The organism is Pseudonocardia humida (genome assembly GCF_023898865.1).
In the GTDB taxonomy this organism is placed as follows: domain Bacteria; phylum Actinomycetota; class Actinomycetes; order Mycobacteriales; family Pseudonocardiaceae; genus Pseudonocardia; species Pseudonocardia humida.
The window spans coordinates 21,748-45,408 of the sequence record NZ_JAGSOV010000033.1 but is presented as its reverse complement, the minus strand read 5'-3'; the positions used below and the strand labels follow the sequence as shown (position 1 = coordinate 45,408).

General features: G+C 75.9%; 19 protein-coding genes. 10 read left to right on the top strand and 9 right to left on the bottom strand.

All coding sequences use genetic code 11. The annotated features are described in order from the left end of the window. The gene (locus KDL28_RS14285; protein ID WP_252438687.1) at positions 1–1,758 is read right to left on the bottom strand and encodes a class I adenylate-forming enzyme family protein; all 1,758 of its coding nucleotides are present in this window, start codon (positions 1,756–1,758) and stop codon (positions 1–3) included. Positions 1,759–1,876: 118 nt separating this feature from the next. On the opposite strand from KDL28_RS14285, the gene KDL28_RS14280 reads away from it, so the two are divergent. Continuing rightward, positions 1,877–2,722, top strand: a complete 846-nt coding sequence (locus KDL28_RS14280; RefSeq protein ID WP_252438685.1) for a class II aldolase/adducin family protein — start codon at positions 1,877–1,879, stop codon at positions 2,720–2,722. Here KDL28_RS14280 and KDL28_RS14275 read toward each other — a convergent pair whose 3' ends face one another. Then, positions 2,723–3,343: a helix-turn-helix domain-containing protein gene (locus tag KDL28_RS14275; RefSeq protein ID WP_252438683.1), complete on the bottom strand. Its 621-nt coding sequence runs from the start codon at positions 3,341–3,343 to the stop codon at positions 2,723–2,725. Positions 3,344–3,469: 126 nt separating this feature from the next. Between KDL28_RS14275 and KDL28_RS14270 the strand changes: the two genes are divergently transcribed. Further along, entirely contained in the window at positions 3,470–4,309 is an 840-nt protein-coding gene (locus KDL28_RS14270; protein WP_252438681.1) for an HpcH/HpaI aldolase family protein, read from the top strand. A 15-nt stretch (positions 4,310–4,324) separates the two neighbouring features. On the opposite strand, the gene KDL28_RS14265 is transcribed toward KDL28_RS14270, so the two are convergent. From KDL28_RS14265 to KDL28_RS14245, 5 genes are all read right to left on the bottom strand, one after another. Beyond that, positions 4,325–6,742, bottom strand: a complete 2,418-nt coding sequence (locus KDL28_RS14265; RefSeq protein WP_252438679.1) for an HlyD family efflux transporter periplasmic adaptor subunit — start codon at positions 6,740–6,742, stop codon at positions 4,325–4,327. A gap of 46 nt (positions 6,743–6,788) precedes the next feature. Next, positions 6,789–8,018: an ABC transporter permease gene (locus tag KDL28_RS14260; protein WP_252438677.1), complete on the bottom strand. Its 1,230-nt coding sequence runs from the start codon at positions 8,016–8,018 to the stop codon at positions 6,789–6,791. Next, a complete protein-coding gene (locus tag KDL28_RS14255) occupies positions 8,015–8,785 on the bottom strand; it encodes an ABC transporter ATP-binding protein (protein WP_252438675.1) in 771 nt (256 codons plus the stop codon). The genes KDL28_RS14260 and KDL28_RS14255 overlap by 4 nt, the downstream gene beginning before the upstream one ends. Beyond that, a complete protein-coding gene (locus KDL28_RS14250) occupies positions 8,782–10,098 on the bottom strand; it encodes an efflux RND transporter periplasmic adaptor subunit (protein ID WP_252438673.1) in 1,317 nt (438 codons plus the stop codon). Before KDL28_RS14250 ends, KDL28_RS14255 begins: the two co-directional genes overlap by 4 nt. Positions 10,099–10,240: 142 nt before the next feature. Beyond that, positions 10,241–11,329, bottom strand: a complete 1,089-nt coding sequence (locus tag KDL28_RS14245; protein ID WP_252438671.1) for a glycosyltransferase family 9 protein — start codon at positions 11,327–11,329, stop codon at positions 10,241–10,243. A 92-nt stretch (positions 11,330–11,421) separates the two neighbouring features. Between KDL28_RS14245 and KDL28_RS14240 the strand changes: the two genes are divergently transcribed. The 6 genes from KDL28_RS14240 (at position 11,422) to KDL28_RS14215 (ending at position 17,408) form a co-directional block, all read left to right on the top strand. Continuing rightward, a complete protein-coding gene (locus tag KDL28_RS14240) occupies positions 11,422–12,546 on the top strand; it encodes a glycosyltransferase (protein WP_252438669.1) in 1,125 nt (374 codons plus the stop codon). Continuing rightward, the gene (locus KDL28_RS14235; protein WP_252438668.1) at positions 12,539–13,522 is read left to right on the top strand and encodes a glycosyltransferase family 9 protein; all 984 of its coding nucleotides are present in this window, start codon (positions 12,539–12,541) and stop codon (positions 13,520–13,522) included. Before KDL28_RS14240 ends, KDL28_RS14235 begins: the two co-directional genes overlap by 8 nt. 28 nt (positions 13,523–13,550) lie before the next feature. After that, positions 13,551–14,351, top strand: coding sequence for a glycosyltransferase family A protein (locus tag KDL28_RS14230; RefSeq protein ID WP_252438666.1), 801 nt, complete (start codon positions 13,551–13,553; stop codon positions 14,349–14,351). Positions 14,352–14,368: 17 nt separating this feature from the next. Further along, positions 14,369–14,710, top strand: a complete 342-nt coding sequence (locus tag KDL28_RS14225) for an MmcQ/YjbR family DNA-binding protein (protein WP_252438664.1) — start codon at positions 14,369–14,371, stop codon at positions 14,708–14,710. A 23-nt stretch (positions 14,711–14,733) separates the two neighbouring features. Next, positions 14,734–15,837, top strand: a complete 1,104-nt coding sequence (locus KDL28_RS14220) for a class I SAM-dependent methyltransferase (RefSeq protein WP_252438662.1) — start codon at positions 14,734–14,736, stop codon at positions 15,835–15,837. A gap of 227 nt (positions 15,838–16,064) precedes the next feature. Next, the gene (locus KDL28_RS14215) at positions 16,065–17,408 is read left to right on the top strand and encodes an HNH endonuclease signature motif containing protein (RefSeq protein ID WP_252438660.1); all 1,344 of its coding nucleotides are present in this window, start codon (positions 16,065–16,067) and stop codon (positions 17,406–17,408) included. A gap of 152 nt (positions 17,409–17,560) precedes the next feature. Here the strand turns inward: KDL28_RS14215 and KDL28_RS14210 are convergent, their stop codons facing one another. Continuing rightward, positions 17,561–18,742 carry a serine hydrolase domain-containing protein gene (locus KDL28_RS14210; RefSeq protein ID WP_252438658.1) on the bottom strand — a complete coding sequence of 394 codons (1,182 nt, stop codon included), beginning with the start codon at positions 18,740–18,742 and terminating at the stop codon, positions 17,561–17,563. Positions 18,743–18,746: 4 nt separating this feature from the next. Continuing rightward, the gene (locus KDL28_RS14205; protein ID WP_252438656.1) at positions 18,747–20,210 is read right to left on the bottom strand and encodes an amidase; all 1,464 of its coding nucleotides are present in this window, start codon (positions 20,208–20,210) and stop codon (positions 18,747–18,749) included. 187 nt (positions 20,211–20,397) lie between these two features. On the opposite strand from KDL28_RS14205, the gene KDL28_RS14200 reads away from it, so the two are divergent. After that, entirely contained in the window at positions 20,398–22,311 is a 1,914-nt protein-coding gene (locus tag KDL28_RS14200) for a hypothetical protein (RefSeq protein WP_252438654.1), read from the top strand. After that, positions 22,308–23,537, top strand: a complete 1,230-nt coding sequence (locus KDL28_RS14195; RefSeq protein ID WP_252438652.1) for an acyltransferase family protein — start codon at positions 22,308–22,310, stop codon at positions 23,535–23,537. Before KDL28_RS14200 ends, KDL28_RS14195 begins: the two co-directional genes overlap by 4 nt. The last annotated feature ends 124 nt before the right edge of the window (positions 23,538–23,661 follow it).

Below are 23,661 nucleotides of genomic sequence, written 5' to 3'. Positions count from 1 at the left end.
TCAGCGGGTCCTCAGCTCGGCGGCCACGTCGCCGCGCAGGTCGCGCTTGAGCACCTTGCCGCTGGGCGTGCGCGGCAGCGGCCCGTCGCGGAACACCACGTACGCCGGCACCTTGAACGCGGCCAGCCGCTCGCGCACGTGCGCCTGCAGGTCGGCGGTCGAGGCGACGGCCCCGGGGCGCAGCTGCACCACCGCCACCGCCTCCTCGCCCAGCGACTCGTGCGGCACCCCGACGATCGCCACGTCGCCGACGGCCGGGTGCTCGAACAGCGCGGCCTCGACCTCGGCGCAGTAGATGTTCTCCCCGCCGCGGATCACCACGTCCTTGAGCCGGTCGACCACGTACACCCAGCCGTCGCGCACGGCGCCGAGGTCGCCGGTGTGGAACCAGCCGTCGGTGAAGGCGGCCGCGGTGGCCTCCGGGTCGTTCCAGTAGCCGCGCACGACGTTGGGGCCGCGGAACCACAGCTCGCCCACCGCGCCGTCGGCGACGTCGTCACCGGTGGCCGGGTCGACCACCCGCACGTCGGCGCCGGGCACGCAGCGGCCCACGCTGTCCGGACGGGCGACGTAGTCGGCGCCGCTGTTGGACACCACCGCCGAGGTCGTCTCGGTGAGGCCGTAGCCGTTGGCCGGGGCGACCAGCGAGGCGAACCCGGAGTCGATGTGGCCGATCAGGTCGGGCGGCACGGGCGTGCCGCCCATGCTGAGCCCGGCCAGCGAGGCGATGCGCGACGGGTCGCCGGTGGCCGCTTCGACGAGCTGGCGCACCACGGTCGGCACCCCGGACACCCCGGTCAGCTGCTCGCGGGCGACCAGCTCGATGGCCTGCTCGGCGTCCCACCGGTACTGCGAGGCGTGCTTCGCCCCGGCGGCCAGCGTGTACAGCAGCCCGGTCAGCCCGGCGATGTGGAACAGCGGGAACGTGTTCAGCGCGCCGGGCTGCGGGGCGTCCGGGTCGGGGGTGGGCGGCACGCCGCCGTTGGCGATCGTGGCCGAGACGAACCCGCCGAGCAGGGTGTTCATCAGGTTGGTGCAGTGGTTGCGGTGGCTGCCCACCGCGCCCTTGGGCCGGCCGGTGGTGCCGGAGGTGTAGAGGATCGTGGCGTCGTCGTCCGGGTGGATGTCGACCTCGGGCGCAGTGGCGTCCGGGTCGAGCCCGGCCAGCACGTCGTCCCAGGACCGCACGCCCGGCGCCGGGTCGCCGCCGCGCACCTCGATCATCGGGATGCCCAGCTCCGCGCGCTGCCCGGCCAGCACCGCGATGCGCTCGGCGTCGGCGACCAGCAGCTTCGCCCCGGAGTCGTCGAGCGCGTAGCGCAGCTCGGGCGCGGTCCACCAGGCGTTCAGCGGCACCACGACCAGCCCGGCGACCGCGGCGGCGAACAGGACCGGCGACCACTCGGGGTAGTTGCGCATGCTGACCGCGACCCGCTCGCCCTTGGCCAGGCCGTACTCCTCGCGCAGGCACCGGGCCAGGCCGAGCACCAGGCGCAGGTGCTCGGCGAAGGTCCACCGCCGGTCCTCGTAGACCAGGAAGGTGCGCTGGCCGTACCCGGCGGTGGAGAGCACGACGTCGCGCAGGGTCTGCGGGCCCTCGGCGTACACCCGCATCGGGATGCCCCTGACCTCCTCCTCGGCCAGCGCGAACGGGCCGCCGGGCGCGGTGAGGCGGGCGGTGAGCAGTGCTTTCTCGGTGCTGTCCGCGCTGGTGCGCGCGGTGGCGGGGTCGGCGCTGACCATGTTCCAGCCCTTCATCGGACGGGACGAGCGGTGTCGGCTGAACGATCGTTCAGACGCTAGGAGCGCCGCCGGGCCGCTGTCAACGACCACCGTGGCCCTTGACCCGGCACCGCGGCGGGCGCACCGTCGGGGGATGGCCGCGCCGACGACGTCCCCGTCCACCGCCTCCACCGCCCCTGCCGCCTCCGCCTCCATGTCGGCCTACGTGCCGACCCAGGAGGGACTGTCGCTGCCCGAGCCGCCGGTCTTCGCCACCGTCGAGGAGGAGCGCCGGTACCGCAAGGAGCAGCTGGCCGGGGCGCTGCGGCTGTTCGGCCGCTTCGGCTTCGGCGAGGGCGTGGCCGGGCACATCACCGTGCGCGACCCCGAGCACCCGGACATGTTCTGGGTCAACCCGTTCGGCATGTCCTTCCGCCACATCCGGGTCAGCGACCTGATCCTGGTCGACCACGAGGGCACCGTGCGGCACGGGAACAAGCCGGTCAACCGGGCCGGGTTCGTCATCCACGCGGCCGTGCACGCCGCCCGCCCGGACGTCGTCGCGGCCTGCCACGCGCATTCCACGCACGGCAAGGCGTGGTCGTCGCTGGGCCGGGTGCTCGACCCGATCACCCAGGACGCCTGCGCCCTCTACGAGAACCACGTCGTCGTCACCGAGGGCCGCGGCGCGGTCGTCGTCGACGAGGAGTCGGCCCGGCTGCTCGCCGAGGGCCTGGGCCCGCACAGCATGTGCTTCCACCAGAACCACGGCATCTTCACCGTCGGGCAGACGGTGGCCGAGGCGGCGTGGTGGTTCGTCAGCACCGAGCGCAACTGCCAGGCCCAGCTGCTGGCCGAGGCGGCGGGCACCCCGACGATCATCGACCCGGAGAACGCCCGGTTCACCCGCGACCAGATCGGCGGGGCCTACGCGGGCTGGTTCGCGTTCCAGCCGCTGTGGGACGAGATCGTGCGCAGCGACCCCGACCTGTTCGACTGATCAGCCCGGCCGTCGCGGGTCGTGGGTGGGGCCGGGGCGGCCCTGCTGGACGAACAGCGCCCGCACGTGCTCGTCGCCGAGCCCGCGCCAGCGGTGGGCCAGCGTGCCCGGGTAGTAGAGGGTGTCGCCCGTCCGGACGGTGTGCAGGCCCTCGCCGACGATCTCGACCTCGATCGTGCCCGACAGCACGTGGATGAACTCGTCGCCGTCGTGGGCGTAGGCCGGCCCGAACTCCTGCGGCGCGCCCTCGAACAGCATCGGGTACAGCCCCCGGGTGCCGGCGACCAGCGAGCGCGCCGAGCCGCCCGGGTTGTCCACGGGCATGCCCTCACCGGCCGGGACCAGCCCGACGCGGGTGTCGCCGGGGTCGAGGGTCTGCGACATCAGCGCGGGCTGGCTGGTGCCCAGCGCCTGGGCGATCCGGTGCAGCGAGGACATGCTCGGGCGCACCAGGCCGCGTTCGAGCTGGCTGAGGAACGGGTGCGAGAGCTCGGCCCGCCCGGCCAGCTGCACCAGCGTGAGGCCCATCGCCTTGCGCCTGCGGCGGATCACCGCCCCCAGGCGGCGGCGCAGCTCGGGCTCGCCGTCGGTCGTGCCGCCTGCCGCGCCCGACACCGCCACGCACGCTCCTCCCGGTCGCCGGACCCCACCGTCCCATCCGCGCGCACCCGACGCTCGGGGACGCACCGGCCGGTCGGCCTCGATCACCCGGTGGGTGAGCTCGCCGCGGCGTAATGTCCGGAAGTCGTGACCAGTAGCACCGACGGCGTCATCGCCCGCAGCAAGGCCCACCTCGTCCGGCTGTGGGAGCAGGACCGGGCCGCGTTCGGGGTGTGGAGCTCCACGCGCGACGCGGCGGTCGCCGAGCTGATGGCGGCCAGCCCCTTCGACTACGTCTGCGTCGACCTGCAGCACGGCCACGCCACCTACGCCGACCTGCCGGGGATGCTGCAGGCCATGCGGGCCGCCGACCGGGCCCCACTGGTCAGGGTGCCGTGGAACGACCCGGCGTCGATCATGCGGGCGCTCGACGTCGGCGCCTTCGGGGTGATCGTGCCGATGGTCAACAGCGCCGTCGAGGCGGCGGCCGCCGCCGCGGCCTGCCGGTACCCGCCGGCCGGGGCGCGCAGCTGGGGGCCGATGTGGGCCGGTGTGCGCGACGACGGGGCGCCCGCCCCGGGCGAGCAGGACGCGGCGGTGCTGTGCCTGGTCATGGTGGAGACGCGGGCCGCGGTCGACGCGCTCGCCGAGATCGTCCGCGTGCCCGGCGTCGACGGCGTCTACATCGGACCCAACGACCTGGCGCTCGGCTGCGGGTTCGACCGCGCGACCTACCGCGACTCCCCCGCCGTCGACGACCTCATCGAGGGGATCGTCACGACCTGCCGGGACGCCGGGGTCGTCGTCGGCCTGCACTGCTCGGACGCGGAGATGGGCGCGCACTGGGCGGGGCGCGGGGTGCGGCTGCTCACCGTCGGGCAGGACCTCGCCCTGCTGGGCGGGGCGATCTCCCGGCGGTGGGCCGCGCTCGACCCGGCGACCAGCGCCGGGCGGGACGGCGACCCGTCGTCGCGGCCCGGCTACTGAGCCGGGCCGCGACCGTCAGCCGCCGCCCTGGCTGCGGCTCCCGCTGCGCAGTCCGCCCAGGTTCGACAGGCCCGGGGTGGGCAGCGGGCGCGACGGGTCGGCGATGACCACCTCGTCGCCCGCGGCGAGCCCGGACAGGATCTCGGTCCGCAGCGGGCCCACCGCGCCGACCCGCACCGGCACCGGGTCGACCGCCTCGCCGCGCAGCACGTCGACGGTGCTCGTCGCGCCGTCGGTGTGCACGGCCGAGGTCGGCACGGTCAGCACCCCGGCCACGTCGGCGAGCTCGATCGCCACCGACGCTCCCTGGCCCGCGGGGTAGGGCCCGGGGGCGCCGGGCAGGGCGATCGTGACCTCGTAGGTGACGGCGCTGCCGGTGGAGCCGTCGGGCAGCAGCCCCACGGCGGCCACGCTGCCCTCGATCGCGGCACCGGTGCCGTCCGGGGTGACGGTGGCGGGGTTGCCCACGGCCACCCGGGCGATGTCGCCCTCGTCGACCGAGACCTGCAGCTGGTAACCCCGGGTCGCGGCGACGACCACCACCTGCGGCGACGTCGAGCCGCCCGGCACGGTGTCGCCGACCTGGAGGTCGAGGGCGCCGACCGTGCCGTCGATCGGGCTGACCAGCACGGCCTGCTCGCGGTTCTGCCGGGCCTCGGTGAGCGCGGCGTCGGCGGCGTCGATCGCGGCGCGGTCGGCGTCGAGCTGCTCGGCCGAGGCGGGCCCGCCGCCGGCCAGGGCCTGCGCGGCGGCCGCCGACGGGAGCGACGCCGCCGCGGCGGCCGCGGCCGCCTGGGAGGCGGCTGGGCCCGGGGCGGTACCCGGGACCGCCCCGGCGGGCACCTCGACACCGGCAGGCAATTCGACGCCGGCCGGCAGCTCGGTCCCGGCGGGAAGCTCGACCCCGGCCGGCAGCTCGGTCCCAGCCGACAGTTCGGTCCCGGCGGGAAGCTCGACCCCGGCCGGCAGCTCCACACCCGCCGGAAGCTCGGCCCCGGCGGGCAACTCGACACCGGCAGGCGGTTGGCTGCCCGCCGGGAGCTCGACCCCGGCGGGCAGCGCATCGGGACTCGGCAGAGCGGGGGTGCTCCCCGTCGCGACGGTCAGCAGCGCGCTCAGCGCCTCGTCGAAGGCGGCGTCGCCGTCGGCGATCCGGTCCTGCCGCTCCGCGACGTCGGTCTGCGCGGTGAGGGCCTCCTGCAGGGCCTGGATGCAGTCCTCGGAGGCCGCGCCGGGATCACTGTCGGAGTCGGAGTCGGGGTCGGAGTCGGGGTCGGAGTCGGGGTCGGTGGCGGCCGGGTGCCGGAACGCGACCGGGACCGCGACGTCGGAGTCCTCCTGTCCGGAGTCCTCCCAGCCGTCCGAGCCGTCCGTGCCGTCCGAGCCTTCTGATTCGTCCTCGTGCTCGGATCCCGAAGTGGTCGGCGGGGCGGTGGTCGTGGGCTCGTCCGTCGCGGTGGTCGTGGGCTCGTCCCTCGCGGTCGTCGTGGGCTCGTCCGTCGCGGAGGGCTCGGCGGACGGCGGGGCCGCGGGGCTCGCCCGGTCCTCCGCGGGCTCTCCCCCTGCGGGCTCGTGGGTCGGTGCGGTCTCCGTCGCCGACGGGTCCTCGGTCGGCTCCGCCGCGTCGTGCTCCTGGGTCGACGCGTCGTGCGTCGGCTCGGGGGCCTGCTCCTTCCGGTGCTCGGTCGGCTCGCCCGTCACGGGGACGCAGGCGGCCTTCGCCGCGTCGAGCTTGTCGCGAGCGGTGGCCAGCGCGGAGCCGGCCTCCTCGCGCTGCTCGGCCCGCGCCTGGCGGTACGCGGCGGCGACCTCGACCGCCTCGCGCACCGCGTCCTGGGCCGGGACCGCCGCGGGCGCCGGGGCGACCGCCAGTGGGACGGCCGCCGGTGGGACGGCCGCCGGTGGGACGGCGGGCGGAGCAGCCGGTGGAGCGGCCGCGGCGGGCGGAACGGCCGCGGGGGGAACCGCGGCGGCGGGCGGGATCGCCGCGCCCGCGGGCAGGCTCGGGATCCGCGCGTTGCGCCCCGCAGCCGACCCGCCGGCCGGATCGGCCGACCCGGTGCCGTCCTCGTCGGCGGCCAGCCGGGCCCTGGCCGTGGCCAACTGCGACTGCGCCGCGGCCACCTGGGCGTCGAGCGCGGTGGTGTCCAGGCGGGCCAGGACCGTGCCCGCGGCCACCTGCTGGCCGACGGCGACCTCGACGGAGGCGATCGTGCCGCCGACCGGGAAGGCCAGGTCCGACCGGTCGACCGGCTGGATGGAACCGTTGGCGTCCAGGGTGACGGTCACGTCGCCGGGGCCGGCGGCGGCGGTGCGGTAGCGCGGGGTGGCCGAGCCCGCGGTGGCGGCGAGCGCGGCCAGCACCGCCAGCAGCACCACGACCACCAGCAGGACGATCCAGAAGCGCCGGCTGCGGCGCAGCGCGCTCGTCATGTCCGACTCCCTGCGTTCTCTGGCGCTCTCACGGGCCTGTCTCCACTCACTCGCTGCGCAGCGCGTCGATGGGGGCCAACCGCGCGGCGCGGCTGGCCGGGTAGACCCCGAACAGCAGGCCGATGCCGATCGAGACCGCCAGCGCCATCAGCGTGGCCGACGGTGAGACGACGATCGGCTGGCCGATGGCGTTGGACAGCGCGGCCGACCCGGCGACCCCGACGACCACCCCGGCGATCCCGCCGGCCAGGCCGAGGACCGCGGCCTCGACCAGGAACTGGCGGCGGATGACCTTCGGCGTGGCGCCGAGCGCCTTGCGCAGCCCGATCTCGCGGATCCGCTCGGTCACCGAGACCAGCATGATGTTCATGACGCCGATCCCGCCGACCAGCAGCGAGATCCCGGCGATGCCGCTGAGCACCGCGGTGAGCGCGCCGGTGATCGAGTTGGCGATGTCGAGGATCGACTGCTGGGTGGTGATGGTGAAGTCCGGGGCGGTCGGGTCGGTGATCCGGTGCATGGCCAGCAGCAGCGAGCTGACCTCCTGGTGCGCCGCCGAGAGCGCCTCGGTGCTCTCCGCCTGCACGAAGATCGTCTGCACGGTGCCGCGGGCGGTGCCGCCGAAGATCCGCTCGGCGGCCACACTGATCGGCACGACCGCCTGGTCGTCCTGGTCGCCCAGCGGGGAGCTGCCGCCCGGGTCGAGGATGCCGACCACGGTCATCGGCACCCCGGACACGGTGACGGTGCGCCCGACGGCGTTCTCCTCGCCGAACAGCTCGGCGGCCGTCGTCGAGCCGAGCACGACGACCGCGGCCTTGCCGCTGACGTCGTCCGCGGAGAGGAACCGGCCGTTGGTGACGGTGCGGGCCCGCACCTGCGACCAGTCCTCGGTGGTGCCGACGACGCTGGTCGTCCAGTTGGTGCCGGCGACGGCGAGCGAGCCCGGGCGCTGCACGGTCGGGGCGACGCCCGCCACGTCCGGCGCGACCTGCTCGTCGGTCAGCGCGGTGGCGTCGGCCATGGTGAGGGTGGCCGCGCTGCCCTGCCCGCCGCGCACCCCGTTGGTGGTCGTGCTGCCCGGGGTGACGACGAGCAGGTTGCTACCCAGGGAGTTGATCTGCGCGCCGATGGTGGCCTGGGCGCCCAGGCCCAGGCCCACGGTGAGCATCACCGCGGCGATGCCGATCAGGATGCCGAGCATGGTCAGCGCGGAGCGCAGCCGGTGCGCCCGGACGGCGTCGTAGCCGGTGCGGACGGTCTCCCACCAGTTCACGACGGGACCTTCCCGGCCCGGTGCAGGCCCGCGCGGGGCGCGTTCGACCGGTCGGAGACGACGGTGCCGTCGTGCAGCCGAACGATGCGGTCGGCCGCGGCGGCGACGTCGTCCTCGTGGGTGATCAGCACGATGGTGCGCCCGGCGTCGTGCAGCTCGGCGAGCAGACCCAGCACGTCGGCGGTCGAGGTCGAGTCGAGGTTGCCGGTGGGCTCGTCGGCCAGCAGCAGCGCGGGTTCGGTGACCAGCGCACGGGCCACGGCCACCCGCTGCTGCTGGCCGCCGGACAGCTCGCCGGGGCGGTGGTCGCTGCGATCGGCCAGGCCCACCCGCTCCAGCGCGGCCAGCGCCCGCTCCCGGCGCTCGGTCCGCGACACCCCGGCGTAGCACAGCGGCAGCTCCACGTTGCGCCACGCCGGCATCGAGGCGAGCAGGTTGAACTGCTGGAACACGAAGCCGATCCGCCGGTTGCGGATCTCGGCCAGCTCCTCCTCCGACAGCGACCCGACGTCCGAGCCTGCCAGCCGGTAGGTGCCCGAGCTGGCGACGTCGAGGCAGCCCAGCACGTTCATCAGCGTCGACTTGCCGGAGCCGGACGGTCCCATGATCGCCAGGAACTCGCCGGCGTCGACGCGCAGCGTGGTGGGCTGCAGCGCGGTGACCTGCAGCTCGCCGCTGCGGTAGGTCTTGCTGGTGCCCTCGAGCTGGATGAGCGGCTCCCCGACGGCCGGGGTCGTGCTGATCGGCGCGGTCGGATCGCTGCTCACGAACCGCCCCCGGGCTCGCCGTCCGGAGCGGGGCTCTGCGCGGGCGGCGTGCCCCCGCCGCCGGGGTCGCCGCCCTGCCCGCCCTGGTCGCCGCCCTGACCGCCGCCGGGCCGGTTGCCGAACCCGAAGCCGGACTGCGGGGGCGCCTCGCCGGTCTCGGGCAGCACGACCTGCTCGCCGGAGGCCAGACCGCGCAGGATCTGCGTGCGCCCGCCGGACGTCGCGCCGGGCGTCACCGGGCGGGTGACGTCCTCGTCGCCCTCGCGGACGACGACGGTGGTCTCGCCGCCGCCGCCGCGCACGGCGGCGCTGGGCACCAGCACGGCGTCGGTGATCCGCTCGGTCACGATCTCCACCTGGGCCGTCGAGCCGATGTGCAGGCCGGGCGGGCTGCCGGTGACGCTGATCGTGACGGGGTAGCCGGCCACCCCGGAGCTGGAGGTGGCCACGAGCGCGACGGACTCGACCGTGCCGGGGACGGCCTCGACGGCGCCGTTCGGGGTGATGTTCGCGGCCAGGCCCGGGCGCAGCTCGCCGACCTGGGTGTCGTCCACGGTGGCGTCGACGATGTAGGAGCCGGTGCTGACGACCACCACGTGGGCCGTGCCCGGGGCGGCGGTGGCGGAGGTCGACCCGGAGGACACCGCCGCCCCACCGCTCGCGCTGATGCCCCCGCCCGGACCGCCCGCACCGCCCTGGCCGCCGAGGCCCCCCGACGCGGCGGACGCGGCGGACGCGGCGGCGGACGCGGCCGACGAGCCGCCCCCGCCCGCCGTCACCTGCTCGCCGAGGGTCACGTTGACCGCGGCGACCGTGCCGGCGAAGGGCGCGGTCAGGGTGGCGTTGGCCTCGTTGCGCCGGGCGACGTCGAGCTGGGCCCGCGCGGAGTCGACGGCGGCGCGGTCGGCGGCGATCTGCTCGGCGGAGGCGTCGGCCGAGCGGTCGGCGGCCAGTCGCGCCTCGGCCGAGGCCAGCGCCGAACGCGCCTGCGCGACCTGGCCGGACAGCGCGGCCGAGTCGACGGCGGCCAGCGCCTGCCCGGCGGCGACCTGCTGGCCCACCGCGGCGGTGACCGAGACGACCTCCCCACCGGCCGGGAAGTCGAGGTCGGCGCGCTGGGTCGGCTCGATGGTCCCGGTGACGACCACGGTGCGGTCGAGCTGACCCGTGCGCGCGGTGGCCAGCTGCGGCTCCGCGGCCGCGGTCGACCGGGTGACCAGCCAGATCGTGGCCGCCACCACCAGCACGAGCACGACCAGCACGGCCGTGTAGCGCCGGGGGTGCCGGCGGAACGATCGGACGATGACGGTCATCGGGACAACCTGCCTGTCGGACGTGCGAGTACCGCCACCGGGGTCCTCACCAGGACGGGTGGCGCCCTTGACACGCTAGGGGCAGCCACTGCGGCGCCGTCACCGCATGCTGAGCGATCGCTGAGATCGACCCGGAGCGTGGTCAAGCGCGGGCCGGCACCAGCCGCAGCGCCGCGGCGGCCACCTCGGCCGGCGGGACGTCGAGGCACTCCAGGTGGAACGGGCAGCGGAACTGCCGGCACGGCGTGCACGCCGTCGGGCGGCCCAGCACCGCGGCGGGCACCGAGCGGGGGCGGTACTGCGCGGCCAGCTCGGTGCCGGCGAACAGCACCACCACCGGCGTGCCGACGGCGTCGGCGAGGTGGGTGCCGCCGCTGTTGTTGGCCACCACGACCTCGGCCCCGGCCAGCAGCGCGGCCAGGCCCGGCACGTCCAGCCCGCCGGCCGCGGCCACCGCCCCGGGCAGCCCGTCGGCCACCTCGGCGACCAGCTCGGCCTCGGCGGCCGGACCGGACACCACGACCGGCAGCCCCTCCTGCCCCAGCAGCCGCACGACCTCCCGGAACCGCGCGGCCGGGTAGCGCCGCGACGGGCAGGACGCGCCGGGCAGCAGCACCGCGTAGGGACCTGCGATCCCGGAGGCGTCGAGCAGGTCCTGCGCGGCCGCGGGCTCGACCCGCGCGTGCAGGTCGGTCCCCCGCCCCGGCACGCCGAGCCGCTCCAGCAGGTGCAGGGCGCGGTCGACCTGGTGCAGCTCGTCGTCGGGCGAGGGCACCCAGTGGGTCAGCCCGGCGCCGCCGAACTCCTTGCTCAGCCCGGCCCGGATCCCGATGCCGGCCAGCTGGCAGACGTAGGCCGCGGGCCACGGCGACTGGGAGAACGAGGTCAGCAGGACGGCGGCGTCGTAGCCGCGGGCGGCGAGCTCCTCGACCAGACCGGGGTCGGGAGGACCGGGTTCGGCGGGCCCGGTCTCGATCCGCTGCCAGGACACCCGGGCCACCACGACGTCGTCGACCTCGGGCAGCAGGGCGGCCGCCGCGGCCCCGCCGGGCGAGGCGAGCAGCTCGATCCGCGCCCCCGGGGCGGCGGCGCGCAGCGCGGCGAGCGCCGGTCCGGTGAGCAGCACGTCGCCGAGGTTGTCCGGGCGCACGACGAGGATCCGCCGCAGCCGCGACCACGGGATCGGCGGACCGGCCAGGGCGGCGGGATGGGCGAACCGGTCGACGGGCACGTCTCGCGGTACCCGCCCCGGCGAGGCCCAACCGCCCGGACGGCCCGTTTCCCGGCCCCGCGGGCGGGAACCAGGCCTGCGTGGTGATCGCGATGCTGCAGGGACGGGCCGACCCGGCCCGCGACGGGGTGGCCGACTACACCCGGCTGCTGGGCGCCGCGCTGGTCGACGCCGGCGTGGACGTCGAGGCCGTCACCGTGCCCGGCTCGCTGCCCTCGGTGCTGCGCGCGGCGCGGCGGCTGCGCCGGATGCGCCCCGAGCTCGTGCACGTGCAGTTCGCGCCGTCGGCGTTCGGGTTCGCGCCCTGGGTCGGCCTGCTGCCCGACCTGGTGGACGCCCCGGTGGTGACCACCCTGCACGAGTACGGCTGGTGGGCCGCCCCGAAGCGGGTGCCGCCCGGCGCGTGGCGGGCGCTGGAGCGCCGCGGCCGGTTCGACCGGGAGAGCTGGCGGCTGGCCCCGCGCGGGGCCGCCCGAGTCACCACCAACGCCGGGCACGCCGCCGCGCTGCACGCCCGTCTCGGCCGCGACGCGGTGACGATCCCGCTCGCGCCCAACGTCCCCGACGCCGGGCCGGCCGACCGCCACCGCACGCGCGAGCGGCTGGGCGTGCCCGCCGACGCCGAGGTGGTGGCGTTCTTCGGGTTCGTGCACCCGGTCAAGGGCGTGCGCTACCTGATCGAGGCGCTGGCGGCGCTGCGCGCGAGCGGCCGCGACCGGCTGCACCTGCTGGTGCTCGGCGGGTTCACCTCACTGGCTCTGCCCCGCGACGAGGCCGACGCCTTCCGCGCGGAGCTGGAGGGGCGCGTCGCGGCGGCCGGCGTCACCGGGCACGTGACGATCACCGGGCACCTCCCGCCCGGGGAGGTGTCGGCCGCGCTGCACGCGTCCGACATCGCCGCCTTCCCGTTCACCGCGGGCGCCACGACCAAGAGCGGCGCGCTGCTCTCGGCCTTCGCGCACGCCCTGCCGACCGTCGTCACGCGCGCCGAGCCGCCCGACGCCGACCTGGTCGACGGGCGCACCGCGGTCGTCGCACCGTGCGTCCGCGACGCCGACGCCCTGGTCGGGGCGCTCACCCGACTGCTGGACGACCCCGGGCTGCGGGCCCGGGTCGCCGGCGGCGGCGCGGCACTGGTCGCCGACCGCACCTGGCCGGCTATCGCCCGGGCCCACCGCGAGCTCTACGAGGACGTGCTCGGGCGGGTCCGTGCCTGAGCGGTACCGGCGGATCCTGGTCGTCGACCTGCTCGGCGGCCTGGGCGACCTCGTCATGGCGCTGCCGGTCGTGCACGCACTGGCCCGCCGCAACCCCGGGGCCGCCCTGCGCGTGCTGACCCACGCGCCCGGCGACGCCCTGCTGCGCCACGACCCTGCCGTGACCGGGGTCCGCACCGCGGAGAAGGGCCGAGAGCGCGCGGCCGTCGCCGCCGAGCTCGACCGCCACCCCTACGACCTGGTCGTGAGCACGACGCGGTACGACGACATCCCCGCCGAGATCGAGGGCCGTGGGATGCGCTGCGTGACCGACCTGTGGCGCGGCCCGCCGCCCGACGAGCCGGTCAGCCGCCGCTACCTGCGCATCCTCCGGGACGAAGGGCTGGTCGACGGGTACCTGCCGCCGCAGGTCCAGCTGACCCCCGACGAGCGCGCGCGGGGCGCGGCGGCGCTGGCCGAGCACGCGCCCCGCGGGCGGCCGGTCGTGCTGGTGCCCGGGGCGGGGATGGCGGTCAAGCACTGGCCGCACTGGCCGGCGCTGGCCCGGGCGGTCGCGGCCCGCGGCGAGCCGGCGCTGGTGGTCGCCGGGGACCCCGCACCCGGGCCGTGGGCCGACGCGCACGCCCACCGGCTGCCCTCGACCGACCTGCGCGGGCTGGCCGCCTCGTTCGCCGCGGTCGCCGAGCGCGGCGGCGTCGTCGTCGGGCCCGACACCGGGCCGGTGCGGGTCGCGGCCGCCGTCGGCGCGCGCACCGTCGGGATCTTCGGGCCCACGGCCGCGACCCGCTACGGGCTCGCCGAGCCGGGCACGCGCGCGGTCGACCTGCAAGGCCTGCCCGGCTGCCCGCACCGGCGTCCCACCGCGATCACCGAGCAGGTCTGCTGGTGGGAGGCCCGCTGCCCGCTGTCCCCGGACGGGCCCGCCTGCATGGCCGACGTCGGGGTCGCCGCGGTGCTGGAGGCCGTGGGGGTTTAGCCCCCTGCTCCCGGGCCACCCCGCCGCCATGACGATCGAGGTGCTCGTGCCCACCGTCGAGCGACCCGTCGAGCTGGCCACCACGCTCGCCGGGCTCGCCGCCCAGGACCACCCGTTCGACGTCCTGATCAGCGACCAGTCCGACGGGCCCGCCTCCTATGACACCCCACCGGCGCAGGCGATGCTGCAGGTGCTGCGGATGCGGGGCAGCCGGGTCCGCACCGTGCGCCACCTCCCCCGCCGCGGGGTGATCGAGCACCGCGCGGCCCTGCTCGCCGCCTCCGACGCCGAGCACGTGCTGTTCCTCGACGACGACGTCTGGCTCATGCCCGGCACCGTCGCCCGGCTGCACGCCGCGATCGTCGAGCTCGGGTGCGGGCTGGTCGGCTGCGCGATGCAGGGGCTGTCGCACCTCGACGACGAGCGCCCCCACGAGCTGACGACCTTCGAGCGCTGGGAGGGCCGCCCGCAGCCCGAGCGGCTGGAGCCGGGCAGCCCGCAGTGGGAGCGCTGGCGCCTGCACAACGCGGCCAACCCCGCCCACCTGGCTCGCCGGCACGTGCGGGAGGGCGAGGCGTGGGTCGCGTACAAGGTGGCCTGGATCGCCGGCTGCGTGCTCTACGACCGCGCCGCGCTGGAGTCGGTGGGCGGGTTCGACTTCTGGCGGGAGGTCCCGGAGGACGCCGTGGGCGAGGACGTCGTGGCCGAGCAGCGGGTGATGGAGCGCTTCGGCGGCGCGGGCATCCTGCCCTCCGGGGCGGTGCACCTGGAGTCGGGCACGACGATCCCGCACCGGCCGGTCACGGCCGACGCCCTGCTGCGGACCTGACGTCGTACGGTGGTCCGGTGGTCACCGTCGACGACGTGCGCCGGGTCGCCCGTCCGCTGCCCCGCACCACCGAGCACCTGATCCGCGACCAGGTCAGGTTCCGCGTGGGCCAGATCGTCTACGTCGGGTTCTCCCGCGACGAGACCGTCATGGGGTTCGCGTTCCCGAAGGAGGAGCGCGACGCCCTGGTCGCCGCCGAGCCGACCGTCTTCCACCTGCCGCGCGAGTCCGACCTGCGGTTCAACTGGGTGCACGCGTGGCTGTCCGAGCTCGACGAGGAGCGCATGCGCGAGCTGGTGGTCGACGCGTGGCGGATGGTCGTGCCGAAGAAGGTCGCCGCGGCCCACCTCGGCGACTGAGCGACGGGCCACAATCGGCGGCGATGAACGAGACGACCGACACCCGCCCCGGCCCCGCCTCCGCTGCCTCCGCTGCCTCCGCCGACACGAACACCGACACCGCCGCGGCCCGGCTCGCGGAACTGGCCCTGGGTCACGTGCTGGTGACCATGATCGGGCTGGGGCACCGCATCGGGCTGCTCGACGCCCTCGCCGCCGGGCCCGCCACCGCCGACGAGCTCGCGGCCAGCGCCGGGGCGGATCCGCGCTACGTGCGGGAGTGGCTGGGCGCGCTGGTCGGCGGCCGCATCGTGGAGTGGACCGCCGGGACCGGGCGGTACCGCTTCGCCCCCGGCTACGCCGGCGTCCTCAGCGGCGCCACCGCGGCCAACGCCGCGCCCGGCGCCGAGATGCTCACCCGGCTCACCGCGATGGTCCCGGAGGTCGCCGACCGCTTCCGCGACGGCGACGGCATCCCCGCCGCCGCCTACGCCCAGCGCGCCGGCAGCTCGCTGGGTGGGTCCCGGCGCTACCTCTACGACGAGCAGCTGGTGCCCGGCTTCCTCGGCGCCGTCCCCGGCCTGCACGACCGGCTGCGCGCCGGCGCCGCCGTGCTGGACGTGGGCTGCGGCCCCGGCCAGGTCGCCCGCCTGATCGCCGACGCCTTCCCGGCCTCCCGGGTGACCGGCCTCGACGTCGTCCCCGAGGCGATCGAGCAGGCCGAGGCCGCCCGCGGCGACCGACCCAACCTCGACTACCGGGTCGGCGACGCCGCGGCGCTCGGCGAGGACGGCCGCTACGACGTGGTCCTCGCCCTCGACGTCGTGCACGACCTCGGCCGCCCCCAGGAGGCGCTGCGCGGGATGCGCCGGGCCCTGGCGCCGGGCGGGGTACTGGTCATGGTCGACATCGCCTTCTCCGCCGACCTGGACGAGGTCGCCGGGAGCGCGGGCGCGACGCAGGCGTTCGGGGTGAGCGTGCTGCACTGCCTACCGATCTCGCTGCACGGCGGCGGGGCGGGGTTGGGCGCGATGTGGGGACGGGAGGCGGCCGAACGGATGCTCGCGGAGACGGGGTTCACGGACGTCCGCGTCTACCCGAGCCCGCGGCCGCAGAACGCGGTGTACGTGGCAGCTTCTGACGCGTAGTCGTTCGCTGCGTCGGCGGTTCCGCTGCGCATGCGGTTGCTGCCGAGGCGGTTCGGTTGCCGAGGCGGTCCGGTTGCGATTACAACGAATAGTGTGGTTGCGCTAGCGCCCGTCCCCGGCTCGAGGTGCCGGTTGCGATTGTGAGCGTTCCACCTGCGAGCGCGGCGACTATCCAGTGGGCCCGATTCCTCCTCGACTCCGCACAAATGTTCGAGTAGAATCGAGGCATGATTCCGACCGAACTCGCCGCCACGGCAGACCGCATTCTTGCGGTCACTGTCGGACTGCGCGAGAACGGTTCCGATCAAGACGCGTTGGACGCACTCGCGGCCACCCGGGAATTGACTCGGGCGGTGTCGCAACTGCAGGTCGAGGCCGTGGCCGTGTTGCAGCGCAGCGGCGCGTTCGCCGCCGCCGGACACCGGCGACCCGACTCCGCGGTGGCCTCGGTGCTGACGGTGGATCGGGGGCGGGCGCGGGAGATCGTGCGCGCGGCCGAGCACGTCGCCGCGCGGGTGGATCTGCAGGGGCAGGTGTTGCCGCCGGTGCTGCCCGCGATGGCTGCGGCGTTCAGCAGCGGTGCGGCCAGCTTGCAGCACGTCGACCTGATCGCCCGACTCCTCGACTCGCCCGCGGCGCGGCGGGTTCCGCCGTATGCCTGGGCCGGGATCGAAGAACAGATCGCCGCCGTCGCCGACACCTGCACCCCGACCGAACTGGCCAGGTTCGGAGCCGAACTGGTGCGCGCCTACGACCACGACGGCGCTGAACCCGACGAGCGGGAACCCGTGCAGGTCAACGAACTACGCCTGACCCCGCTACCCGGCGGCGGCGGGAAGATCAGCGGGGTGTTCACCGACCCGGTCCGCTACACGATGATCGCCACGGTCATCGACGCCAAAGCCACCCCGTTGACCGCGCAGGACCCGCGCAGCGCCGCCGAACGCAACGCCGACGCGTTGGCCGAGGTGTGCGGGTTCGTCGCCACCCACGGCGACACCATCCTCCCCGACAAGGCAGGAGAACGCCCCCACATCGCCGTCACGGTCAGGCTGGCCGACCTGGAGAACCGCGCCCGCGCCGCCTGCCTCGACCTCGGCGGCACCCCCACCCCCGCCGCACTCCGAGCACTCTGCTGCGACGCCAAGGTCATCCCCAACGTCCTCGACGGCGACAGCCAACCCCTCGACATCGGGCGAGAAGCCCGCACCATCCCCCTCCCCATCCGCCGCGCGATCGTCGCCCGCGACCACGGATGCGCCCACCCCGGCTGCGACCGCCCACCCAGCTGGTGCGAAATCCACCACATCCGCGAATGGGCGAGAGGCGGCCACACCAAAACCGACAACCTCGTCATGCTGTGCTGGACACACCACCAAGAGATCCACTCCACGGAATGGGCCGTGCGCATCGCCCGCGACGGCCTACCCGAATTCATCCCGCCCGCGTGGCTCGACAAAGATCGCAAACCCCGACGGCACCCCAGAACCGGACCACCCGGACGCTCTGACTCGACTCGACCAACACAGAACACCAACCCCGGCCGGAGTGTGTCCCGTGTTCCGCGATGACCCCGTGGGCACCGGTGCCCACCCCGGTCCCGAGCCCCTGCTCGATCCGAGGTCGCCCGCCGCGCAGGCGCCGCCGGAGGCAAGACGAGAGGCACCGAGCCGCAGGCGGCAGTAGCGCAGAAGCCGCCGGACAGACCCGCGGGAACCGGGCCTCACCCGGCGACGGCGGCATAGGCCCCCGTCAGGAAGTCCCGCGCGAGCACCGGCGGCCGCGGCGACGTCCACGCCACGTTGGTGAGCAGCACCGTGATCATGTCCTCGGCCGGGTCGTTGCGCCACACGGTGCCCAGCCCGCCGTCCCAGCCGTACTGCCCCACCGGCGCGGCCGGGGTGTCGTGGCGGGTCACGACCGAGACCCCGAAGCCCCAGCCGCGCCCGTCGAAGTCGTCGGCGAACAACCCGCCCGGTGCCTTCTGCTCGGGCGTCAGCTGGTCGGTGGTCATGGCCCGCACCGACGGTCGCGACAGCACCGGGGCGCCGCCGCGGTGCAGCATCCGGGCGAAGGCCAGGTAGTCGGCCGCGGTGCTGACCAGGCCGCCGACACCGGACGGGAAGGCCGGGGCGGTCAGCCACTGCGCGGCGGCCGGGTACGGGTGCAACGCGCCGGTGGCGGGGTCGGGGGTGTAGGCGCCGACCAGGCGGTCGGCGGCCGCGGGCGGCACCGCGAAGCCCGTGTCGACCATGCCGAGCGGCTCGAAGATCCGCTCGCGCAGGACGTCGGGCAGGGCGCTTCCCGACGCCCTGGCGATCAGCACGCCGAGCACGTCGGAGCCGGTGTTGTAGAGCCAGCGCTCGCCGGGCTGGGCCATCAGCGGCAGCGTGGCGAAGCGGCGCATCCACTCGTCCGGCTCCGGGGGCAGGGCGGGCCGGGGCGGGCCGACGAACAGCTCCAGCGGGGCCGCCGCGTCCGCGACCGGGCACGGGCCGAGGTGCACGCCGGTGCCCATGCGGAAGGTCAGCAGGTCGCGCAGGGTGATCGGGCGGCGGGCCGGGACGGTGTCCTCGACCGGGCCGTCGATGCGCCGCACCACCCGGCGGTCGGCCAGCTCGGGCAGGAACCGGTCCACCGGGTCGTCGAGGCGCAGCACGCACTCCTCGACCAGGAGCAGCGCCGCGACGGCGACCACCGGCTTGGTCATCGAGGAGATCCGGAAGATCGCGTCCTCGGGCATCGACGGGCCGTCGACTGCCATCGCGCCGATGGCGTCCACCCGGGTCTCCCCGCCGCGGGCGACCACGCTGACCAGCCCGGGTGCCGCGCCGCGCTCGACGTGGCGGGCCAGGACGTCGTGCAGGCGGGAGAGGCGGTCGGGGGCGAGTGCCGGAGTCGTCACGCGGCTAGGACCGGGGCGCGGGCTCCGACTCATCGGTCGGGAGCGCGGCGGGCGGGCGGACGCGGTCGACCCACCCCGTCGCCCGCTCGTAGGCCAGGCCGATCTCCAGCACGCGCCGATCGCCGCCGGGCGGCCCGATGAGCTGCACGCCGGTGGGCAGACCGCGCGCGTCGAAGCCGGCCGGCATGCCCAGCACCGGGATGCCGGCCATCGACCACGGGGCGACCGTCTCCATCCAGCGGTGGTAGGTGTCCATCGGGCGGCCGTCGATCTCGGCGGGCCAGTGCACGTCGGCGGGGAACGGGAAGACCTGGGCGCTGGGCGCGAGCAGCGCGTCGAAGGAGCCCGCCGGGCCGACCATCCGCACGACCGCCGCGTACCACTCGTCGCGCACGGCCATGGCGTCGGCGATGGCGGCCGGGGTCAGCGCCAGGCCGCGCTCGATCTCCCAGCGCGCCTCCGGCTTGACCAGCTCCCGGACGCCCTCGGCGAGCAGCGGGGCCTTGCCCACCATCCCCCACCACCGCCAGACCAGGAACGCCGACCACAGGCGGTCGAGGTCGAACGGCGGCACGAACTCGACGACGTCGGCGCCCAGCCCGGCCAGCGCGTCGGCGGCGCCGCGGCCCAGCTCCAGCACGCCGGGCTCGGTGGCGAGCCTGCCGCCGAGGTCGCCGAGCCAGGCCACCCGCCGCCCGCGCAGCTCGGCCGGACGCAGGTCGGTCAGGTCGAGCCGGTCGGTGAGCGCCAGCGGGGCCGCGGGGTCGGGCCCGGCCAGCACCGAGAGCAGCAGCGCCACGTCGGCGACGGAGCGGCCCATCGGGCCGACCTCGGAGAGCTGGGCGACGAACCCGGGTTGGGGCACCCGCCCCCGGCTGGGGCGCAGCCCGAGCACGTTGCAGAACGCCGCGGGGTTGCGCAGCGAACCCATGTAGTCGCTGCCGTCGGCCACCGGCAGCATCCGCAGGGCCAGCGCGGCGGCCGCTCCCCCGCTGCTGCCACCGGCCGTGCGGGAGGCGTCGTACGGGTTGGTGGTGGTGCCCCACACCGGGTTGTAGCTCTGCGAGCCCAGCCCCAGCTCCGGCACGTTCGTCCGCCCGACGAGCACCGCGCCGGCGGCCCGGACGCGGGCCACGAAGGGGTCGTCGACGGCGCCGACGCGGTCGCGGAAGGCGGGCGAGCCCGCCGTCCACGGCTGGCCGGCCACCTCGGCCAGGTCCTTGATCGCCATCGGGATGCCGTGCAGCGGGCCGGCCGGTCCGCTCCGGTCGAGCGCGCGGTCGCGCTCGGCGGCCTCGGCCAGCACCTCGTCGCGATCGCGGCGCGCCACGATCGCGTTGACCTGCGGGTTGAGGGCGTCGATGCGGTCCAGGTGGGCGGCGACGACCTCGACGCAGGAGACCTCACGGGCCGCGATCCGCTCGGCCAGCCCGGCCGCCCCCAGCTCCACCAGCGCGCTGTCCGCCACGACCACCCTCCCCGACCAGCCGTGCGCGGGAGCCGATCCCCCGCGGCCGCGCCCGCGCGACCCCGGACCCAGCATCACACGTCGATCGTGGTGCGCAAGCCGGGCCGGACTGCCGCCGAACGGACCTACCAGCCGGTAACTTCCTTTCGTAGGCTCCACCGGTCGCCCCGCCCGGAACGGAGCACCGATGACCGCTGTCGCCACCGCCGACGCAGCCGGACCGGCCCCGCCGCGCGCGCTGCGGGGCCTGCGCGATCGGCTGCGCTCCGACCCGGGATCGGTCGTGGTCCCGATCGCCGCCGTCCTGGTGCTGGGTCAGCTGGTGCTGCGCGGATGGGCCGCGGCGGGCGGGTTCTACCTGCTCGACGACTTCGTCTTCATCGACCGCGCCGTCTCGCTCCCGTTCGACCTGCGGATCTTCGAGGCCTACAACGGCCACGTCATGCCCGGCTCCTTCGCGCTGGTCGAGGCGCTCACCGCGCTCGCCCCGCTGAGTTGGCCCGCGGTGGTCGCGCTGGGGCTGGCCCAGCAGCTGGCGATCGACGCGGCGCTGCTCGCGCTGCTGGTGCTGCTGTTCGGGCGGCGACCGGCGGTGCTGGTGCCCTTCGCCCTCTACGTCACCAGCTCCATCACGCTGCCGGCGTTCCTGTGGTGGGCCGCGGCGCTCAACCAGCTGCCGATGCAGCTGGCCGTGCTGCTGGCGCTGCTCTACCACGTCCGCTACCTGCGCTCGGGCGAGCTGCGCGACGCGCTGCGCTCGGCCGCCGCCGTGGCGGCCGGGCTGCTGTTCTCCGAGAAGACCCTGCTGGCACTGCCGCTGCTGGTGGCGCTGACCCTGTTCTGGTTCACCGAGGGCGGGCCGCTCGCACGGTTGCGCCGGACGCTGGGGCGCCACCGCACCGCATGGCTCGTGCACGGCGCGCTGGGCGGGGCGTACTCGGCGTACTACGTGCTGAACGTCGACTCGCCGATCGTCGGCACTCCCACCCTCGGCGAGGTGGGCGACCTCTTCGGGCCCGCGCTGCTGCGCTCGGTGCTGCCGGGGCTGCTGGGCGGGCCGTGGGTGTGGGAGGACTTCCCGCCCACCCTGGCCATCGCCGACCCGCCCGCGGTGCTGCAGTGGCTGTCGGTCGGGGTCGCTGCCGTCGTCGTGGCGGTGTCGGTGCTGCGCAGGCGGGGCGCCGGGCGGGCGTGGGTGCTGCTCGCGCTCTACGTGGTGGGCACGTGCGTGCTGCTCTCGGCCAGCCGGGCCCAGCTGATCGGGCCGTTCGCGCTGGCCCGCGAGTACCGCTACTTCACCGACGTGGCCATGGTCGGCGCGCTGTGCCTGGCGCTGGCCTTCCTGCCGGTCCGCGAGGCGCCGACGGTGCTGCGAAAGCGGGCGCTGCGGCTGCCGCGCGCGGTGCTGGGCGCCGGTGCCGCGCTGCGCCGGGTGCCGCTGCTGCCCGCCGCGGCAGGCGCGCTGGCCGTGCTGGTGCTGGCGACCGGGTCGGTGGTGTCCACCGTGAACTACGCCCAGCGCTGGCACGAGAACCCGGCCCGGCCCTTCGTCGACAACGCCCGCACCGACCTCGCCACCCGCCCCGGCACCGTGCTGATCGACGGCATCGTCCCCGACCCGGTGCAGTGGCACGTGCTGGGCAACTACGCGCTGGCCTCCAGCCTGCTGGCCGGGGCCCCGGAGGCGCGGTTCCTGCACGACGGCGAGTCCGCGCCCGCCCCGGCGATGCTCGACGAGCAGGGCCACGTGCAGCCGGCCTGGGTCCCGCCGCTGACCAGCGCGGTCCCCGGGCCGACGCCCGATTGCGGCTGGCTGGTCTTCGACCGGCCGGTCCCCATCCCGCTGCAGTTCGGCGGCGTGGGACCGTGGAGCTGGGTGGTCCGGGTGGTCTGGCTGTCCTCGACGGACAACACCGGCTGGATCGCCGCCGGCGACCAGCGGGTGCCGGTGGCGCTGCCCGCCGGCCTGCACGAGGTGTTCGTGCAGGTCTCGGGCGCGGTGTCGACCGTGACGGTCGAGCTGGCCGCGCCGACCGCCCCGGTCTGCGTCCCGCAGATCGAGATCGGCAGCGCCCAGCCCGTGCCACCGGGGCTGCGGTGACCGCCGTCGCGGCCGGCGGGGGCGCGCCCGCCGCCCTGCGCTACCCCTGCCTGGACGGCCTGCGCGCGGTCGCGGCGGCGGCCGTGGTCCTCACCCACGCCGCGTTCATGACCGGCAACTACGCCGAGACCGGGGCGGGGCGGTTCTTCGCCCGGCTCGACATCGGGGTGGCGCTGTTCTTCGCGCTGTCGGGGTTCCTGCTGGCGCTGCCGATGCTGCGCGCGGCCGCCGCGGGCGTGCCGCGCCCGCGCACGGCCGCCTACCTGTGGCGGCGGGCGCTGCGGGTGCTGCCCGTGTACTGGCTGACCGTGGCCGCGGCCCTGCTGCTGTTCCCCGGGGAGAACGGGGCGAGCCTCGGCGACTGGCTGCGCCACCTGGTGCTCGGCCAGATCTACGGCTACGGCTGGCTGCGCGAGGGCCTGACGCACACCTGGAGCCTGTCCACCGAGGTGTCGTTCTACCTGCTGCTGCCGTTCCTGGTGGGGGGACTGGTGCGGCTGTCGGGTGATCGCTGGCGCCCGGGCAGGGTGCTGGGCGGGCTCGGCGCGCTGATGCTGCTCGGGCTGGTCTGGCTGTACTGGACCGAGGCCGACGAGCGGGTGACCGGGCCGCTGAACCTGTGGCTGCCCGCCTTCGCCTGCTGGTTCGGCGTCGGGGTGGGCATGGCCGTGCTGGTGGCCACCGGAGCGTCGTGGCGGCCGGTGCGGATGGCCCACGAGCTGGGCCGCAGCCCGTGGACCTGCTGGGCGATCGCCGGGGCGCTGTTCTGGATCACCTGCACGCCGGTGGCCGGGGCGATCGGGCTGGTGCAGCAGTCCGGCGCGGAGGCGGTGACCCGCAACCTGCTCTACACCGGGGTCGCCACCTTCGCGCTCTGGCCGCTGGTGTTCGGCCCGCAGCGGGCCGGGCGGCTGCGCGCCGCGCTGTCCAGCCGGCCGATGGCGTACCTGGGCGAGATCTCCTACGGCGTCTTCCTGTTCCACCTCATCGTGCTGACCGGCTTCTACGTCGTGCTCGACCGGCCGACCTTCACCGGCGACGTCTGGTCGACCGCCCTCGTGGGCTGGGTGGGCGGGGCGCTGGTCGCGGCGGTGAGCTACCGGCTGCTGGAGCGCCCGCTGATGACCCGCTGGCGCGGACTGGTGCCCGAGCGGCGCCGCGCCCCGGCCGGCACCGGCAGCAGCGCCGCGGCCACCGCGCCCACCGCCACCGCACCCAGCACCTGACGGGCGGGCTCGCCGAGCCACACCGGCATCTCCACCCCGAACGGCAGCATCCCGGTCGCGGCCAGCAGCAGCCCGCAGCCCAGCACGCCGGCCGCGGCCACGGCGCCCAGCAGCGGGCGGCGGC

Excerpts from the sequence above, each read along its gene's own strand:
- KDL28_RS14285 (WP_252438687.1), bottom strand. The coding sequence starts at position 1,758 with ATGAAGGGCTGGAACATGGTCAGCGCCGACCCCGCCACCGCGCGCACC.
- KDL28_RS14280 (WP_252438685.1), top strand. The coding sequence starts at position 1,877 with ATGGCCGCGCCGACGACGTCCCCGTCCACCGCCTCCACCGCCCCTGCC.
- KDL28_RS14265 (WP_252438679.1), bottom strand. The coding sequence starts at position 6,742 with ATGACGAGCGCGCTGCGCCGCAGCCGGCGCTTCTGGATCGTCCTGCTG.
- KDL28_RS14250 (WP_252438673.1), bottom strand. The coding sequence starts at position 10,098 with ATGACCGTCATCGTCCGATCGTTCCGCCGGCACCCCCGGCGCTACACG.
- KDL28_RS14240 (WP_252438669.1), top strand. The coding sequence starts at position 11,422 with ATGCTGCAGGGACGGGCCGACCCGGCCCGCGACGGGGTGGCCGACTAC.
- KDL28_RS14230 (WP_252438666.1), top strand. The coding sequence starts at position 13,551 with ATGACGATCGAGGTGCTCGTGCCCACCGTCGAGCGACCCGTCGAGCTG.
- KDL28_RS14220 (WP_252438662.1), top strand. The coding sequence starts at position 14,734 with ATGAACGAGACGACCGACACCCGCCCCGGCCCCGCCTCCGCTGCCTCC.
- KDL28_RS14215 (WP_252438660.1), top strand. The coding sequence starts at position 16,065 with ATGATTCCGACCGAACTCGCCGCCACGGCAGACCGCATTCTTGCGGTC.
- KDL28_RS14200 (WP_252438654.1), top strand. The coding sequence starts at position 20,398 with ATGACCGCTGTCGCCACCGCCGACGCAGCCGGACCGGCCCCGCCGCGC.